The 16,687-nt window shown below is 40.6% G+C and carries 18 protein-coding genes and 1 pseudogene; 4 read left to right on the top strand and 15 right to left on the bottom strand.

The window, feature by feature from the left end; all coding sequences use genetic code 11:
- Positions 1-152 precede the first annotated feature (152 nt).
- Positions 153-581: a MerR family transcriptional regulator gene (locus tag G519_RS47325; protein ID WP_064743406.1), complete on the bottom strand. Its 429-nt coding sequence runs from the start codon at positions 579-581 to the stop codon at positions 153-155.
- 105 nt (positions 582-686) lie between these two features.
- On the opposite strand from G519_RS47325, the gene G519_RS53490 reads away from it, so the two are divergent.
- Together G519_RS53490 and G519_RS0108690 are read left to right on the top strand one after the other, a co-directional pair.
- Positions 687-902 carry an Hsp33 family molecular chaperone HslO gene (locus tag G519_RS53490; RefSeq protein ID WP_127527797.1) on the top strand — a complete coding sequence of 72 codons (216 nt, stop codon included), beginning with the start codon at positions 687-689 and terminating at the stop codon, positions 900-902.
- A complete protein-coding gene (locus tag G519_RS0108690) occupies positions 898-1,572 on the top strand; it encodes an Hsp33 family molecular chaperone HslO (RefSeq protein ID WP_084160081.1) in 675 nt (224 codons plus the stop codon). Before G519_RS53490 ends, G519_RS0108690 begins: the two co-directional genes overlap by 5 nt.
- A 228-nt stretch (positions 1,573-1,800) precedes the next feature.
- Here the strand turns inward: G519_RS0108690 and G519_RS0108685 are convergent, their stop codons facing one another.
- The 5 genes and pseudogenes from G519_RS0108685 to G519_RS0108665 form a co-directional block, all read right to left on the bottom strand.
- Positions 1,801-2,622 (bottom strand): alpha/beta fold hydrolase, encoded by an 822-nt coding sequence (locus tag G519_RS0108685; protein ID WP_029194341.1) that lies wholly within the window; start codon positions 2,620-2,622, stop codon positions 1,801-1,803.
- Positions 2,623-2,676: 54 nt separating this feature from the next.
- Positions 2,677-3,153: a MarR family winged helix-turn-helix transcriptional regulator gene (locus G519_RS0108680; RefSeq protein WP_244280061.1), complete on the bottom strand. Its 477-nt coding sequence runs from the start codon at positions 3,151-3,153 to the stop codon at positions 2,677-2,679.
- A gap of 229 nt (positions 3,154-3,382) precedes the next feature.
- Positions 3,383-3,631, bottom strand: a complete 249-nt coding sequence (locus G519_RS42305; protein ID WP_051253262.1) for a hypothetical protein — start codon at positions 3,629-3,631, stop codon at positions 3,383-3,385.
- Between the two features lie 1,148 nt (positions 3,632-4,779).
- Positions 4,780-5,132 (bottom strand): annotated as a pseudogene (locus G519_RS48815) (IS110 family transposase); the annotation flags it as partial.
- A gap of 1,192 nt (positions 5,133-6,324) precedes the next feature.
- A complete protein-coding gene (locus G519_RS0108665; protein WP_029194338.1) occupies positions 6,325-7,896 on the bottom strand; it encodes a multicopper oxidase family protein in 1,572 nt (523 codons plus the stop codon).
- Between the two features lie 163 nt (positions 7,897-8,059).
- Between G519_RS0108665 and G519_RS42300 the strand changes: the two genes are divergently transcribed.
- Positions 8,060-8,755, top strand: a complete 696-nt coding sequence (locus tag G519_RS42300; RefSeq protein WP_051253261.1) for a cysteine hydrolase family protein — start codon at positions 8,060-8,062, stop codon at positions 8,753-8,755.
- A gap of 202 nt (positions 8,756-8,957) precedes the next feature.
- On the opposite strand, the gene G519_RS0108655 is transcribed toward G519_RS42300, so the two are convergent.
- The 5 genes from G519_RS0108655 to G519_RS42295 form a co-directional block, all read right to left on the bottom strand.
- A complete protein-coding gene (locus G519_RS0108655; protein WP_268618342.1) occupies positions 8,958-9,197 on the bottom strand; it encodes a YciI family protein in 240 nt (79 codons plus the stop codon).
- 99 nt (positions 9,198-9,296) lie between these two features.
- The gene (locus G519_RS0108650; protein ID WP_029194336.1) at positions 9,297-9,935 is read right to left on the bottom strand and encodes a cell wall hydrolase; all 639 of its coding nucleotides are present in this window, start codon (positions 9,933-9,935) and stop codon (positions 9,297-9,299) included.
- Between the two features lie 356 nt (positions 9,936-10,291).
- Positions 10,292-11,293, bottom strand: coding sequence for an aldo/keto reductase (locus tag G519_RS0108645; RefSeq protein WP_029194335.1), 1,002 nt, complete (start codon positions 11,291-11,293; stop codon positions 10,292-10,294).
- Between the two features lie 71 nt (positions 11,294-11,364).
- Positions 11,365-11,697 (bottom strand): carboxymuconolactone decarboxylase family protein, encoded by a 333-nt coding sequence (locus G519_RS0108640; RefSeq protein ID WP_029194334.1) that lies wholly within the window; start codon positions 11,695-11,697, stop codon positions 11,365-11,367.
- A gap of 482 nt (positions 11,698-12,179) precedes the next feature.
- Entirely contained in the window at positions 12,180-13,118 is a 939-nt protein-coding gene (locus G519_RS42295; RefSeq protein WP_051253260.1) for an AraC family transcriptional regulator, read from the bottom strand.
- 318 nt (positions 13,119-13,436) lie between these two features.
- On the opposite strand from G519_RS42295, the gene G519_RS0108630 reads away from it, so the two are divergent.
- On the top strand, positions 13,437-14,288 hold the full coding sequence (locus tag G519_RS0108630) for an aldo/keto reductase (RefSeq protein ID WP_029194333.1): 852 nt from the start codon (positions 13,437-13,439) through the stop codon (positions 14,286-14,288).
- A gap of 295 nt (positions 14,289-14,583) precedes the next feature.
- Here the strand turns inward: G519_RS0108630 and G519_RS42290 are convergent, their stop codons facing one another.
- The 4 genes from G519_RS42290 to G519_RS42285 form a co-directional block, all read right to left on the bottom strand.
- On the bottom strand, positions 14,584-15,081 hold the full coding sequence (locus G519_RS42290; RefSeq protein ID WP_036632405.1) for a GNAT family N-acetyltransferase: 498 nt from the start codon (positions 15,079-15,081) through the stop codon (positions 14,584-14,586).
- Between the two features lie 70 nt (positions 15,082-15,151).
- Positions 15,152-15,604 carry a GNAT family N-acetyltransferase gene (locus G519_RS0108620; RefSeq protein WP_029194332.1) on the bottom strand — a complete coding sequence of 151 codons (453 nt, stop codon included), beginning with the start codon at positions 15,602-15,604 and terminating at the stop codon, positions 15,152-15,154.
- Between the two features lie 198 nt (positions 15,605-15,802).
- Positions 15,803-16,261 carry a type II toxin-antitoxin system VapC family toxin gene (locus G519_RS0108615; protein WP_029194331.1) on the bottom strand — a complete coding sequence of 153 codons (459 nt, stop codon included), beginning with the start codon at positions 16,259-16,261 and terminating at the stop codon, positions 15,803-15,805.
- A 16-nt stretch (positions 16,262-16,277) separates the two neighbouring features.
- Positions 16,278-16,580: a hypothetical protein gene (locus G519_RS42285; RefSeq protein WP_036632429.1), complete on the bottom strand. Its 303-nt coding sequence runs from the start codon at positions 16,578-16,580 to the stop codon at positions 16,278-16,280.
- Positions 16,581-16,687: the final 107 nt, after the last annotated feature.

The following is a 16,687-nucleotide window of genomic DNA, read 5'->3' as shown; positions in this document are numbered from 1 at the left end:
TGAAAGCCATGGCCAAATATGCACCATAGACATTGAGAGTCACCAAACCTTTCTAAAAAAAACCTCGTAAATAAAGTATAGCCGTTATCCTAAAATGACTAGGAAGACGGCTTTATTCTTTATGATGCCAATCCAAATGCCTGCCCATGCGGCTACAGTTGCCTCGGCTTAAAATGCGGGCTCTGAATGATCCTCATCATTTGCATTGCCATCATAAACCTTTCACTTGATACCGATTGCCCTGAATCTAACAGTTCAAAAATATCTTGCAAGCGAACACGTAACTCTACCAGTATGTTTATTTGCTCGTTTAATCGGGAAAGCTGCATTTCCAGCATATTTGTCAGATTATAAACAGGGTTATTAATCATTACTTTGATTTCCTCTAGAGCAAAACCGAGCTGCTTAAGCGATATAATTTGATGCAACCTAGTAACATCAGCATCTGTATATAGGCGGTGCCCGGATTCGGTAACCCGGGATGGCGAGAACAATCCGATCTGATCATAATGATGCAGGCTTCGTATGGTTAGACCTGTTCGTTTTGCGATTTCTCCTATTTTCCAACTCCGATTCTCCATACAGATCCCTCCAAGGATAGCACGATAAAAAAACGACTTGAACCTGACGTTACGTCAGGATTTATACTATAAAGTACCCTAGTAAAAACATCAACATAAGAAATCATGGAGAGGATTTTGTTTCAAATGGATAATTACTTAATTAAAACATTAGCCTATAATAAACAAGCACGCATTCTATTTGTGGAAAATACTGATCTGATCAGAGCTGTTTGCAATCATGATCATATGAATAAACTCCTTAAAACCTCACTTGGTAAAACCGTATCCGTTGCAAGTATGCTAACAGGAATTCTAAAGGGCACTCAACGGACGGATTAGTCTAAAAGTAAAAGCTAGCAATCATACTTATAAAATCTTTGCAGATGTCGATTCTAAGGGAAATGTACGCGGTTATATTAGTGATGAATTATTAAACGCGCCTTCAGACTATTTGAACAATTTATCGATCGAACAGTTGATAGGTGCTAGAGGATGTATTCAGGTCACGACCGATATAGGAATGAACAACGTATTTACAGGGATCACAGATATGCCATACGGGAATATTGTTGATGATATGTCACATTATTTTAAACAAAGCGAACAGACTCCTTCATGGTTTTCAGTAAACATAGTTTTCAATGAAAAAAATGAGATTGTGTTAAGCAGGGGAGTCATGGCCCAACTGCTTCCGGGCGCTCCGATTCGTCTTATTCATACAATAAGAAACGTAATATCAGATCATCAATCGTACTTGATTGATCCAGAGACCAGCAAGACTTTTAAAGAACTTCCAAACTTGATATTTGAAGACATCGACATTGTAGGCATTGAGCCTGTACGTTTGTTTTGTGGATGCTCCAAAGAGATCCTTTATCCCATGCTATTTGCTTTGGACAAGGAAGAACTGGCGAATGCCTATGAAAATGACAGTTTCATAGAGATTGTGTGCAATGTATGTGGAAAAAAATATAACTTTGATTCAAGTGAGATTGCGAGCCTTATTTAAACAACTGTCAGCATAAAAGTGAACGCAGCTGCTTTGGCTGCGTTTTGCGTTTACAGGAGATATCGCTAACCGCGCAATCTGTAACGGCAAGTTTTGTGCATAAATTTAGTGGGTCCATGAGATTACATGGGCCTCCATATCCGACATCCGAATGCCTTCATGGCAAAGCGCTCCCTTGCGGTTGATTATACATTACTCTATGGTGCGCTATCTTACCCTGGCGCCCATTTAAAATCTTTTTAACCAGTCCATGATTGTATCTACTGTTTCCATATATCTCTGCCCTACCAGCACGCCGGTATGAGTTGTGTTCCAAAGCCCTTTATATGCAGCCTGGAAGTGCTCTGCTGTCACCCTGCCCCGAAGGTCGTCATCATCACAGTTTACTGCTTTGATAACCAAGCACGGGCAAGAAATTAAACTGCTGTCTATTGATATCCCCTTTGTTTCGATTGAAAAGGAAAAAGCGCTAAATGCTTTAGATGACTCCATTGTCAGATACTTTCTTTGAAATTCAATGTCATCTGCCGTTTCATCTATGCTTGTATGCTCTTCACGAGCTGGGGCAGGCAATATGTTACCAGATGGCAATTGGGCTAATTCTTTGTATGGTACTACTTCATGAACTTCTCTGCTTATGACTGAATCGATCAACACCAATCCTGCGATCTCAACGGTTTCAGCCAACTTCTGGCTCAAGATCCCCCCCATGCTAAATCCGATAAGAATCGGCGAAACACCACACTCAGCGATAACCTCTTTAATATCCTCCAAATAATCCTCGAAAGTTATCTTAGTCATATCCAACAGCCTGCTTTTGTAGTGACTTCTCAAGTTCATGACATAGCATTTCCACCCTTCATTGATAAAGTGAGGAATGTATTTGCTCCACATCCAACTTCCTGAGTAGCTACCGTGTACAAAAAGCAAAGGGGGCCTTTTTTTAGTTGCTTTCGGAAGGTTTTCCCCCTCGAATATCTCTAAAAATAAATCGTTTTCCCCAATGTATTTCTCTATATGATCGGGCAATTCTTTCGTAAAATCTTTCACGATGATTTCCTCCTCGAAATTTATTTTGATATCAAACTATTTATTGAAAAAAATTTAAAAGTTGTAATAAATCTTTTTTAAAACGTTAAGCAGATCTTCTTTTTCTTTTTCAGAGATGTTTAAGTAAAACACGTCTAACATTTCTTTAGATATTGATTCAAAGATTGGTTTCAGTTCACTCCCCTTATGGGTTAAAGCAACATAAACAACCCTCGTGTCCTCTCTGTCCCTTTCCTTTGTCACATATCCAAGCCGGACCAACTTGTCAACAAGTGCTGTGACTGTAGATTTATCCTTATTAATTCCTTTAGAAATGTCCGCCATAGTGAGTCTGGGCTTCTTAAATAGTTCATAGATGATATCACCATGCGAAGTGCCAATACCGTCTATCCCATACTTCACCATCTCTGCTACTATAAACCGATTAACTTTCTCTCTAATTTTGGAAATCAATGAAATTGCATCTCTACTTTGCATAACCGTATTATAGTTTGATATCAAACCAATGTCAAATGTACTTTGGGAGTTCAATTTTTACATCTTAAAATCCGAGACACAGGAATGTAAGATTATCGAACAGTTGAAAATTGAGCTGGACAAATACATTAAATGCTACAACCAAAACGGATTAAGGCAAAATTAAAGAGCATGAGCTCAATACAATACCGAACTCATGCTCTAGAAGCTTCCAAACTATATAGTGTCTAACTTTTAAGAGTCACTTCACGGGCAAACTTTAAACACTCATGCATCGAGATGATTAAATGAAAAATGGGCTAAAGAAAAACGGAGACTCAGAAATTGCCAGCAAATCGAAAAGTACAAGCGGTGTGAATGGGCTGAAGAATGGTGAGAAAGCACTTGTGCCTACAGGCTTCTTATTTGTATCAAGATATATTTTCTTACGGTCCATCTTATGCAAAATGCCTTCTACGACCTGTCCTTGGCGTGTCATGACGTAAACCTTTTTTCCAATTAGAGTTTTCACATGTTTTTTATTGATTGCCATTTAATATCACCTTGCCTTTTAGATTTTTTCATTTGGAAGGTTAATCGCGGTTCATGTACAAAAAATAAAATAATGACTAAAAGAACAAATACTATCGAGACAAGTAAAATCATTCCGTCTTTTTTCATTAAAGCTACCTTTAGTGGGTTATACTCCTAATACCATTGTGATTGGGTATTTCAAAGAATGTGCGTGCGTGGAGGGGAACTAATATCTCCCTATTCGATACAAAGCTTCTTTAACACAATGAGGACCCGAGCGGCGTATTGCTGCTTGGGTCTTTCGTTTTTTAAGATTCTGTTAAAATCATAAATTAATATCGTGTCTTCATCCACTTCCGATGGCTTGGAATCCTCCTCTAAATCCTACGAATAATTCCGTGGGGTTTTAAGTACATTTTTATAGACAAACACAATAGCGATGGTACCTGCAAGATAACAACTGATAGGAAGTATTGGATGCGGAGTGGATATACCATCCATACTAGAGCATTCACCAAATTAAATAGGAACACATAATATAAAAATAAGAAGGATTGGTCCACCTCCATTGTCCTTCTATGTTTGAATCAGGACCCTGCGTATCCGGCTGGCGCAGGGTCTATAATCATTTCACAAAAAAATCAAAGCGGTCTCACCGGGGCTTCGTCGGTGGGACCGCTTATGTACTACCATCGTAGGAAAGTGATGGACAAATTCTACATTCGACGAACTCCGTCCTCTGTGCCCTTTTCCGTCATCGATGCTGAAGACAAGCAAAAATCGCAAAGCAGGATGCACAAATTGCAGATCCACAACTTATTTTCGCTCCGCTTAGTCTATAAGTAAATCCAGATTCTATTGATATGTCCGTGGGAAAGGACCCCGAGGACTTTTTCCTTTACATCGTAATGATACCCAACAAGGCGCACAGAACAAGGTTGTTACAGGCTAAAGCATGTCCTCCATAATACATCGAAACAACAGCCATCAAGACGCACAGGACAAGATCAGTAGCCGAAAATCAGCCACCGGTAGTAGACATAACCAAAACAATTAACTCCTAATGAAATCTGTGTGATTTTCTACTATTATACGGACCTTTAATACAATTGCTTGGACATCCTAGTTAGTTTCGAATAATAATCAGAACATAAAGAAAGAATCCCACGAGGGAGAATTATCCCGGTTCTCTTTGTTTTCGTTTGGTGGTGGCCGGATTCACCATGACAACGCTCTTGCCCTTGTCGGCAAGCCAATTTGGCCAAGTTATACCCGTAATGTCCGGTCGGCTCCATGCCGATTATGAGTCCTTTTAAGCGGTGTTTCTGCCTGATTTCGTCAATCCATCGTTCTAATTTTTCGAATCCTTCAATTGTATTTGAGAATGTAAGCTGTCGCTTACTAAGTACGATGCCGCGAAAATTAGTTACTTGAGCTACATGAGTTTCCTTCGCGATATCTATACCCACAACAAGGTGAGATGTGGAAATTCGTTCAATGCGTTGATTTTGACCGTCGATTGTTTACACTTCATAGAAAGAGCGCCTCCTTGATGGTATTGGGTTATAAACCCGTTGACAAACCCATCATACCGAGGCGCTCCTTTTTTGACAAAGGCCAAATCTTAGGCCTTACAAGAATGTTTAGTACAACAGGCCACCGAGTTTATCACCGGCAGCCTGTTTGATCTTTGATCACAACCCTAAAACACATACTGATTGGGACAATTTGTGCTCAATAAGACCTGAGATCCGAACTGAAATAACAATCGTAGGAAGCCTTCGTTAGTCTACGATCCCTAACATATTCAGCTAGTGAATGTCCCACCAAGGCTTGGAATATTCGATGGAAAAGATATCGTGAAAAACCAGTTGCTCTAGTGGCGTCTTCCAACGAAATCTCCTCGGTCAATTTACTTTCTAAGTACGATCTCTAAGCCAAATACGCTTACAACTTAAATGTTTTAATTCTTTTGCAAATTAGATCCCATGGTGTATTTATTTGTTTGCCATCGGGAATGGGATAAAGTTCTTGTCATCCGACAATTGTTTAACCAAGGCGCCAGCACCTACACTCTGTTCAAATGCGCTAAACAAAACGGGGCCCCAAATAATAAGGACCGCGTTTATAAATTTCATTAATCAGGTATACAGATCATTTTTATTGCTAGTGTAAAATTGAGGTGCCATTTGTTGGGCCGGGTACATGTGGTGGGATGTTTCTACATAAGGCATGGTTGGCTGCCCAGGGGACAAATGATAAGATGTTCCCTGATACGGTTGGCGGAAAAAGAAGGGATTACCAAATGGGACTCCAAAGCCAAACGGGCTTCCAAAACCTCCAAAGCCAAATGGGCTTCCAAAGCCTCCAAAACCAAATGGGCTTCCAAAGCCCCCAAAGCCAAACGGGCTTCCAAAACCTTCAAAACCAAACGGACTTCCAAAACCTCCGTGCCCAAAACCTCCGTGCCCAAATCCTCCGTGAAAGCCCATATTTGTTGTCCTCCGTTTATGATGATATAGAAACATTTAACGATGCATTGTATGGGCTTCTGTCATAACAAGTTCGTAGTTAGATGTAAAATAGGCCTTTTGGATTATCACTGATAGGAGGACACTGCGGTAGATTATCACACTCCCAGGTACTGAACTCTTTTGTCAAATCGCTCAACAGGCTACCAATGTTATGCCGGCAGCCTGTGTCATGGTGCTATCATTTCCCGTTAATCATTCTCATTAGTATATTTTTAAGTCTATTTTTTTTCTTCACGATTTCAAATGGTCGCATCATATCGTAATCTTCATGTTCGAGCATGTGACAATGCCATACAAAAAGTCCAGCGAAAGGATCGAATCTCGCGATAAAAGAGGTAACGTAACCAGCGGGAGCACGAATCGTATCTTTAAAGCCCCTCTCGTTAGGTTCAGGAGGAACCGCAGGTCCTGTAAACTTAAGTTTACCTGTGGCTTGGAAATGAGCATCGTCAAAGGGCTGGCGCTCTAGAATTTGCATGTCAACGACATGTAGATGAATGGGGTGGTCATCCGCAGACAGATTAATTAACCGCCAGATTTCAACAGTTCCTAAGTCCATTTTCTCGGATATAGGATCATTCCACATTTTACTGTCAAGTAAGTTTAGCGATCTTCCATATTCATCCTCCACCCTAACCAGTGTGATATCTCTTGTTCTTGTTGACATCTCTCTAGAAAGGAAATCAATTTTCGTTAATTGATCAGGAAGGGAGCTGGCATCTTTGCCTTTTAACGGAGTGGTTACTTTAAACTGCATGACATCGGTTGTTTCTGGGGAGGCACCCTTGAAAACATTTTTAAGAATGATCGTCTTACCATAGGATTGAGAAAAATCGATGATCACATCCGCGCGCTCAGTCGTTAGAAGGAGGATCTCATTCATTTTCACTGGTTTCTCCAGTAATCCTCGATCGATTCCAATTTGATAAAATGGCTGTCCGGAGTCCAGTTTGAGTGTAATAGCTCGACTATTACAATAATTTAACATGCGAAATCGGTATTTTCTCGGTTCTACTTGTAGATAGGGGGATACTTTGCCGTTTACCAAAATGTAATCTGCGTCAAAAGGTGTAACAATTGAAGGATAAGGAAGACGATGATTGTTTTTATCCGGAGTAGCAGGGTAAAAGAGCGAACCGTCCGGGTTAAATGAACGATCCTGAATCATAAGCGGGATTTCATAGTTCCCCACCGGTAGATTCAGGGATTGTTCATGCTCATCACGAATGATAAAATAGCCTCCAAGTCCCGCATAATTGTTCAATCTCGTAATACCCATTGTGTGGTCATGATAAAATAATGTAGTGGCTTCAAGGTTGGGATACTCGCATACTTTTCTTTGAAACTTAGGTCCTGTTTGTTCAAAATTTCTCGTAAACCAAGCATCAGGGTACCCATCGCTATGGTCATGCTGTTTTCCGCCGTGTAGATGAACCACAGTCCTAACCTGTGGAACTGTTTTTTCTGCACCATGAATGGTCGTATCGATGGGGAGAAAATGCTTTTTGGGCAGATCATTCATCCATTTGACATATGACGTTTCACCCTTCATCACGTCGAAAGTTGGGCCTGGGTACATACCATTGTAGCCCCATAAGCGGGTAGGCCCTAGATCACTATGTAGTTTTTGTGTAAATTCCCTCATAGTCACTTCATAATACGAACCTTTCTTGTCTCGTTTTATCGGGGAAATGGTTTTGGGAATCGGCAGTTTATCGACGAATTTTTGAAGTTTTACTTTTACGGGCATATGAGTGGAGACCTCCTCACGGTTAATACCTTAAGAAAGCGTATGAACGACAGATGTCCCACTATGTTTAATTGTCGATTTTTCCTTAAAACGGTTCGGCCACACCTTTTCCTTGCCGCGAACATAATCTATTATCAAATAATCGGCCCAGAGGTGGATTAGGATGAACTATTATTGTCCCCTGTACGGTGTTTGGCGTGAATACTGCATGCCAAGTAGTCACTGGCTACATGTGAACTATTACACTGAAAGAAAGGATTCAACTATCATCGATGAATGGAACACTGTTTCCGCTCCTCCTCCCCCTCAGCTGCAATCCGTTTCAGTGGACCCCAAAACAAGTGCACTCCTAGTTTTGGATATGGAGACCACTATATGTAATAATCCTCGTTGTATTGCCTCCATCTCTAAAATTAATCAACTACTGGCGAGAAGTCGTGAATGTGGCATGCTTGTCGTCTATAGCCTTACACATATGGGGAGCCTATCGGATATTGCCGCGCAGATAGCCCCTTTGCCAAGTGATCCTGTTGTGAAATCAAACGTTGATAAGTTCTACAAAACTGATTTAGAACAAATATTGCATGAGCATGGCATTAAAACCGTTCTGATTACCGGTTATGCCGCTAATGGCGCAGTCCTTCATACAGCCACTAGTGCTGCATTCCGTGGATACAATGTCATTATTCCAGTTGATGGAATGTCAGCTCTCAATCCTTATGCTGAACAGTATACCGCTTGGCATATGTTAAATAGCCCTGGAACCCGAAACCGGGCCATTTTAACAAAAATCAATCTGATACATTTTAGTCATCCATACCGGCGATCCGAGGACTGGGAACTCGGAGTCATCCAGTAAAGCCCATTCTCCCTCATAGGAGTGCTAATACTATGGCTCCAAGAAGTTAACACTCAATTGTTATACCACGCTAATCTGCCCTCCATTTATCAAAATATCTTTACACTAAGCTGCCCATTTGTTGATTAAACCAAAAAAGGAGCCGCGTTAAGCAGCTCCTGTACTAAGCATCATCCATGGGGTATTGACGTATTTCGTCAGGTTATTTTGGTAACGTTGCCATCATTGAATAAAATTCCGTTGTCATCACACCTGCAATAACGGCGGGATCTTCCGCGATGAGTTTTGGAACTTGATCTTTATTCTCAACCTCAATAATTGCGAGTCCATGTGGGGCTGTCGGATTTAGAACCGGTCCGAAAACCAAAGCAATCCCTTGATTCTGTTTGTCAGTCCAATAGGCAATATGTTGTAGCATGATGTTCCGTTCCTCTTCAGTCATGTCCTGAGGAAAAGTTGTTCTCGGTGGAGTGGACTTTAACATGAATATAATTTAACTAATGGAACAAAATTAACCTCATTCTTCCTGGACTAACTCCTGTTAAAAGGTAAATACGTGATTACCAATAGTAATCTTGGCGGTTCTTTTTTTGCTCCAAGATGCCTGGGCAATATCAGGATTGTAAAAATACAGTGCCCCAGTTGTTGGATCCAAACCATTCAAAGCGGCCATTGCCGCGCGGTAGGCTGACAAATTTGGTTTAAGGTTAAACTGGCCATCATCAATGGCTGAAAATTGACCTGGCTGATGAATAACCTCAGTGATGGAATCAGGAAATTTTTCGGACTGAACTCGATTAAGAACGACAGCTCCCACGGCAACTTGTCCTAAAAAGGACTCCCCTCGAGCTTCGGAATGAATTATTCGCGCCATTTCGTCCAGAACCGACTGTTTGGGTGAAATCGTTTTATTTAGTTTAGACAGAGTTAGGGAATCGGCTTCACCATCAACTGACAAGCCATAACTGGCTTGAAATTTCTTTACCGCATTCTTAGTCTGAATACCGTAATAGCCGGTAATTCCTGTTTTAAAGTAACCCAGTGCGCTTAATCGTTCTTGCAAATCCAGTACTTGGTCACTTTGTGTGCCCTGACCTAACGATTGCGCACCGACCGGTGCGGTCATCCCCATTACACCAAGGGAACAGACGCAGATAAGAGCCTGTAGTTTCTTCTTCATGTTTTAAGATAACCTCCTCTTCCTTTTACGCGCCGCACAAGCAACGACATGCAGCATTACAAATTTAGGGGTGTTGATCCGACTCAAGATGTCGCCTTACACGCTCGAAAATTAGGGAACAGCACAAGGCTGTCCCTATAAACTTCGGGAGAAACACCTAGTAAGGGTCGCAAATCACAAAAAAGGAGCTCTGCCAATAAGGCAACCTCCTCCATTATCGTTCCTCGTTATTTGAATATCATTTCAGAGAAAATGATTAGTAAACAAAAGAGGAGCTGCCGCGAAGCACTCCCCTCAACTATAGTTTCCGTTAGTGTAACAAGCTTTTATAATTTTACTGCTCTTTCACCTTGGGTTTAACTAAACTCGCGCCTACGAGGTAAAGCAAACCAGAGTCCATCGAGCCAAGCTAGCTCCTGTTCCGTTAATTTATCCATGTCAGCAGCACGCAGACTCGCGTTCAACTGCTCCGGACGACTCGCACCAATGATGGCGGAGGTGATTCCCGGTTGCTGTGTAACCCAACGTACGGCCGTCGTTGTTGGATCATAGTGATGTTCTTGGCACCAGGCCTGGTATTTTGCAACAGCGTCGAACTGCGCCTCTTGCCAATAACGTTCCTGATACAACGAACCTGCATTGTTTCCGAGTCCGAAACGAGTCCCCTCTTCGACACTTGCATTATTCCTATAACGGCCTGTCAACATGCCTCCTGCAAGTGGGTTGTAACTGATAATGCCAACCCCCTCATCAAGGGCCATTGAAACCAAGTCGTCTTCAATCATTCGAAACAAGAGATTGTAGCGAGGCTGAATGCTCACTATACGGGCGTAATTTTTTCTTTCAGCAATTCCGTTTGCTTTTGCCACCTGCCAAGCACGCCAATTTGATACACCTATGTAGCGGACTTTGCCTTGTTCGACGAGATCATCAAACGCACGTAAAGTCTCATCCATAGGTGTGCTTGGGTCGAATTGATGAGCTTGATAGAGGTCGAGATAGTCCGTTTTTAGACGACGGAGGCTATCCTCTACGGATGTTATGATATGCTTCCTACTCAACCCACGATCATTTGCTCCGGATCCCATCGTACCAAAACACTTTGATGCTAGCACCACTTTGTCTCGTTTACTCTCTAGCCATTCCCCGATAATCGACTCGGTTGCACCTGCGTTGGCATAAGAAGCCCTCCCAATGGGATACACATCTGCCGTGTCGATAAAACTCACTCCGGCGTCGAACGCCTTGTCAAGTATTTCGAAGGAGGTTTTTTTGTCTGCCTGATTGCCAAATGTCATCGTGCCCAAACACAGATTAGTTACTTTTAATCCCGTTTGTCCTAAAGAACGAATTTCCAAAATAATTCACCTCTCCAAGAGCTTTTTATTATTCTTTTATGATTATATATAAGTACTTCCTTTTGTTATTGTTATTTTTCTGTTGAGAATACCTCTTTTGCAACTGTCATGGCTGACATTGCCTTCGGCCAACCTGCATAGAAAGCAAGATGGGTCATTACTTCGATTAGTTCTTCTTCCTTAAGACCGTTTTGTTTTGCTAATGTTAAATGGGATTTCAATTGTTGCGTATTCCCACCAGTAATTAAGCTAGATACGGTAATTAAACTACGGTCACGTGGAGTAAGCTCCTTACGTTTCCATACATCTCCGAATAAAACATCATCGGTTAATTCAACAATCTTTGGTGCAAAATCTCCGAAGTTTTTCTGTGCGACAGTTAGTTCTTTTGAAGAATCTGACATTTAGGATCCCTACTTCCACATTTTTTATTTTTATTCTACTAAACGCTTTTTCATTATCTACTTTTAAGCCTTAGCCTGTACACGGCTTGTATTGATGATTCCCGTCATTACTGTTTGTCATGTCATTGTTGTCACTTCCGCATGCAGAGAATGTAAGGCAGAAACTAATCCAAAGGCAAGTAATAATAGTTTTTTAATGTTTTCCTCCTCCGAAATTAGCCATTACGGCATTTAAGAATACTGTTTGCAGACCCGTCCAAAATGACAGACCATGCATAATTTAATTATGCAACGAATCAAAAAGAAACCGATATCCTGATTATCTTAAATGTTTGCCTATTTCTCTCACGTGAAAGAATACTTATGAATTTGCGATTGTGTATATAATAAAAAAACCAAAAGATTTCCCCCTCTAACATTGATGAGAGAGTTTCTATTTGGCCTTTCTAGATAAAGATCGAACTAAATGCTTATAATGCCCTTCACACATTGGATACTTGCTCAGTAACTACCTGTTCCTGGTCATATGTTTCCTTCAGACGCTTCATGTCAGCTTTGGGAGGAAAACCAAACATGCGAGAATATTCACGGCTAAACTGAGATGCACTTTCGTAGCCTACCCGGTAGGCAACCTCAGAAGCATCCGCCGACTCGGTTAATAATAGGCGCCGAGCTTCTTGCATCCTAAGCTGTTTTTGGAATTGAAGAGGGCTCATCGCAGTGATTTCTTTAAAGTGTCTATGTAACGAAGAAATACTCATATTCGCTATTTCGGCAAGTTCTTCAATCCGTAAGGGGCTATCATAGTTATTCATGATTTGTTCAATAGCAAGTTTGATTTGATGGGTTGAGCTTCCTTCCATTCCAATTTGCTCCAAAATAATCCCATTCTGACCTTGCAGCACCCGATAAAGAATTTCCTTCGTAAATAGTGGAGCAAGCACCGGAATATCTTTAGGATTATCAAGCAAACGAGCTAACCTAATGACCGAATCTAACAAAGATGACTCTATCTGGCTGACAAACATAGCTCGCTTCGGATTTTGTTTCAGATCAACACGAAATTCAGAATCATGTAAAAGCTCTAAGATTTGACTAGATGTGAATTCAAGTTTGAAACCCAAATATGGAACATCGGGAGTGGCTTCAGTGACTTGGGCGGTAACTGGCAAGTGAACGGATGCAACAAGGTAATCGGCAGGACTGTACCTAAAGCGCTCCTGTGCCAGCCAAACCTCCTTAGCCCCTTGAACTACCATACAAAAGGACGGCTTGTAAACTCCATGGCTTTGTCCAGCCGTATTCGAGACACGCATGAAAAATAAGGACGGAATAGCAGTTGGGTGAACACCGTCCTTTTGTGTAAAGCGCTCTATGATTTTGGTGAGCTCATTCTGCTGTTTAGTGATTATTTCAGACATTTGATTCTCCTTGTTCCTATTTTTTACCACATAAGAAAGTATAAGTTTTCGGCTCTCGAAAACGGCTTGATTATTGGCGATAAAACCTACATCTAAACGCGGTCGCTCATCATTGAACGGCCTCGATAGAGGTTTTCTCATAGTTCGATTATAGTCCATATTTGTTTATTATATAAGTGGTAGTGAGAGGATTAGGCAAACATTTGGCATGAATGGGATAACGGTCCTTTTGTTATCTGGTGCATAATAAGGATGTGAAGAATGGGGATAAAGGTTAACTCGACTTACAAATAATTTTTAAAAAATGGAGGATTTTATATGCAAAAAGTAATTTTGAACAATGGTGTTGAGATGCCTATACTCGGTTTTGGTGTATTTCAGATTGCAGATCAAAATGAATGTGAACAAAGCGTTTATGACGCTATTATGTCAGGCTATCGGCTGATTGATACAGCTGCCTCTTATCTAAATGAAGAAGCAGTTGGCAGAGCGATCAAACGGAGTGGCGTGGCAAGAGAGGAATTATTTATTACTACAAAACTTTGGGTTCAGGATGCTGGTTATGAGCGCACAAAAAATGCATTTAAAAAATCACTGAAAAGATTGCAATTGGATTATTTGGATTTGTATTTAATTCATCAGCCATTCGGCGATGTGCATGGTTCTTGGCGCGCTATGGAGGAATTGTATCGTGAAGGAAAGGTCCGTGCAATTGGCGTTAGTAACTTCCATGAGGATCGTCTGATCGATTTGATCCTTCATAATGAAGTAGTTCCTGTTGTAAACCAGGTTGAAACGCATCCTTTCAACCAACAAATCGAAAATGCAAAATTCATGAAAGAGAGTAATGTTCAGATCGAATCCTGGGCGCCTTTTGCTGAAGGGAAAAATAATTTGTTCCAGAATGAGCTATTGGTATCCATAGCTGAAAAGGTTAATAAATCCGTTGCTCAAGTGGTTTTACGTTGGTTGACACAAAGAGAAGTCGTTGTGATTCCAAAGTCCGTTCGTAAAGAAAGAATTATCGAAAACTTCAATATCTTTGATTTTGAATTAAGCCAAGAGGATATGGAGTCGATGACTACATTAGATACAAAACAGAGCCTATTCTTTTCACATCGCGATCCTGAAATGGTGAAATGGCTCGGTACCCGTAAACTTGATATCTAACAATCTGCTCCTATTTCGTTTGCAGAATCTAGGTATTTATTAAGCAAATCTGACCGTTACTTCAATGAAAAACAGGGAGAAACTGCCCGCGGCAGTCCGCTCCCTGTTTTATTTTCTTTCATAAATATGAAAATAGTAATTATAAGGATTTTTACTTTCAGTAATCCCTTTTTCAACGGATACTTCTATCCAATGTCGTTGTCGTTTCCTATAACTCTGTTTTTGTCCATTGCCGCAATTAAATATATCTCCACTAAACCCACCCTCGTTAATTGAATAAAGTCTAGTCTTTTATTTATTTATTTATTTTATAACCCTGATATACAACTTCCCAATCAAGAGATCTGATCATTCTGTTTTCAATTTGTCCTAATGGCTTAAATCCATATTGTGCATAAAGAGAATGGGCATCTTTTGTTGCAAGTTGAAAACTCGTTCCTTTTAATTTAGGGTGTTCTATGATGACACTCATTAACCATTTACTTAGTCCACGACCTCTATATTCAGGTAGTATAAAAACATCACCTAGCCAGGAAAATCTCACAAGATCAGACACAACTCGTGCAAAACCAACCTGTTTATAGGGACCATCATTAGGATTCCCATCGTAGACTCCATAGCAAAGAATGGAATTTTCTATGGATGCTACTACTAGTTCCTTCGTAATACCCTTAACCCAATAAGCATCCCTACTAAGGAAATTAAATATAACATCGATATCCAAAAAACTCTTCTCAGTACTGATTGTAAATCCATCATTGTTTGTCCAAAGTATTTTTTCATTTACTAGCATTTCATTCCCTCCTTTTGAATTAGTCATCTACCACTGCCCTGTTTCTTAATAGCACCAGTTTTGCATATAACTATAGGCCTTGAGATAAACGAATCATATCCCTGCATTGTATACCGTTTTCAAAAATTTCATCAGTGTAATGTTTTATAAAGAAGTCCCTATCAATCCCAACAATTCTAAAACCACATTTTTGATATAGAGCGAGTTGTCCCATACTTGAGTTCCCAGTGCCAATCTCAATGGTTTTATACCCCTGATACTTAGCATTGTTAATTGCATGCTGTACTATCTTCTTTCCTAACCCTTTACCTTGGTGGTTCTCGTTGACAGCTATATTCACCAACTCAACTGTCTCAGGTCTTGTAGGCAATAATACATAGACAGCTAAAATAGTGTTGTCCATCTCTGCTATATAGCACTGCCCTCGTTTAAGATATTCTTTAACAATCTGTTCAGAAGGGTCTGCTAGCAATAACAGCTCCATTGGAGCCGACTCGTAAGTATCTAATTTTCGTATTTCCATCTTAATCCTCCTTTAATGAACCATCATTACAGATTACTTAAGTATAATTCACCGTCGTTTAATGCGCATTTCTCCCATTCTCTTCTATTCTACTCCAAAAAAGTGATTAATTCCTGCGAATAAGCGGAAAAGATTCAGTTGAAACGAAAAAAATACAGCCGGCCTCTCAAGAGGGCAGACTGTATTAGTTATTGGCTTTTAATTGGATGGTATGATTCGAATATCTTTATCCAAATTGGCAAGCATTATGAAATTGCGGTTGAAAGTAAAGATGCGTTTTACCTGATAATAGGACATGGTCACAGCAGTGAATGCTTCGCTGAGCGAGAAACGGAGCTCGGGCCTGTCCATAAGCAGTCTGCGCGATTCCCCCTCAAATTCGGGGCCGCTGGAGACGAGCGACAACTTGCCTTTACTCACTGCTTTATCAATTGCATTCAAAAAATACTCCGCCTTCTGATAACTGTATTCATTACGAAGCCATTGATGAAGATCAAATATAATGGAGTTGGTCGTTATGTAATTACGTTCAAGATCATGCAAATCTAGAAACAGGGAACGAGCTTTCGAATAGTGCGGGTCTTCAGGGTTCATTAAAGCGGCTAAAGCTGTTTCATCCAGAAAAATTGCATCCTGAATGTTCAAGTGGTTATCCATATGTTGTCAGCACTCCTTAATCCTCAAGTTTGCAAATACCATCCAAATATAGAAGCGGGTTATCTTCCTTTTGATCCACTGAGATGGGGGTTGATTCGAAGGGGGCACTTGCCAGGTATTGGACAATGATTCCATTGACGATCGCTTGCACAGTCGTATGCTGCATGTCGGCGATTGCTTTCAGCTCATCATAATATTGCGGATTGAGTTCTATTGTGCCTTCTTCTTGTTCTTCACTTCTTGAAGAAATGAATTCGGAAGCGGTGGACTTCGCTTTTTGGAATTGATTTTGAATGAAGCGTTTGTAATTATTCGCCATCGTGATTCACTCCTTATGCATAGCTTTTATAAGCATTCGTCGAATTCTGTCGATTTCAGGGGGTGATGTCGGACAGAACTGGGATCGAGAGCCATTTTCTAAATAAG

It is taken from the genome of Paenibacillus alginolyticus DSM 5050 = NBRC 15375 (assembly GCF_000422905.1).
In the GTDB taxonomy this organism is placed as follows: Bacteria; Bacillota; Bacilli; order Paenibacillales; family NBRC-103111; genus Paenibacillus_E; species Paenibacillus_E alginolyticus.
The sequence above is the reverse complement of the archived record's forward strand: the minus strand, read 5'-3'. Positions and strand labels throughout refer to the sequence as shown.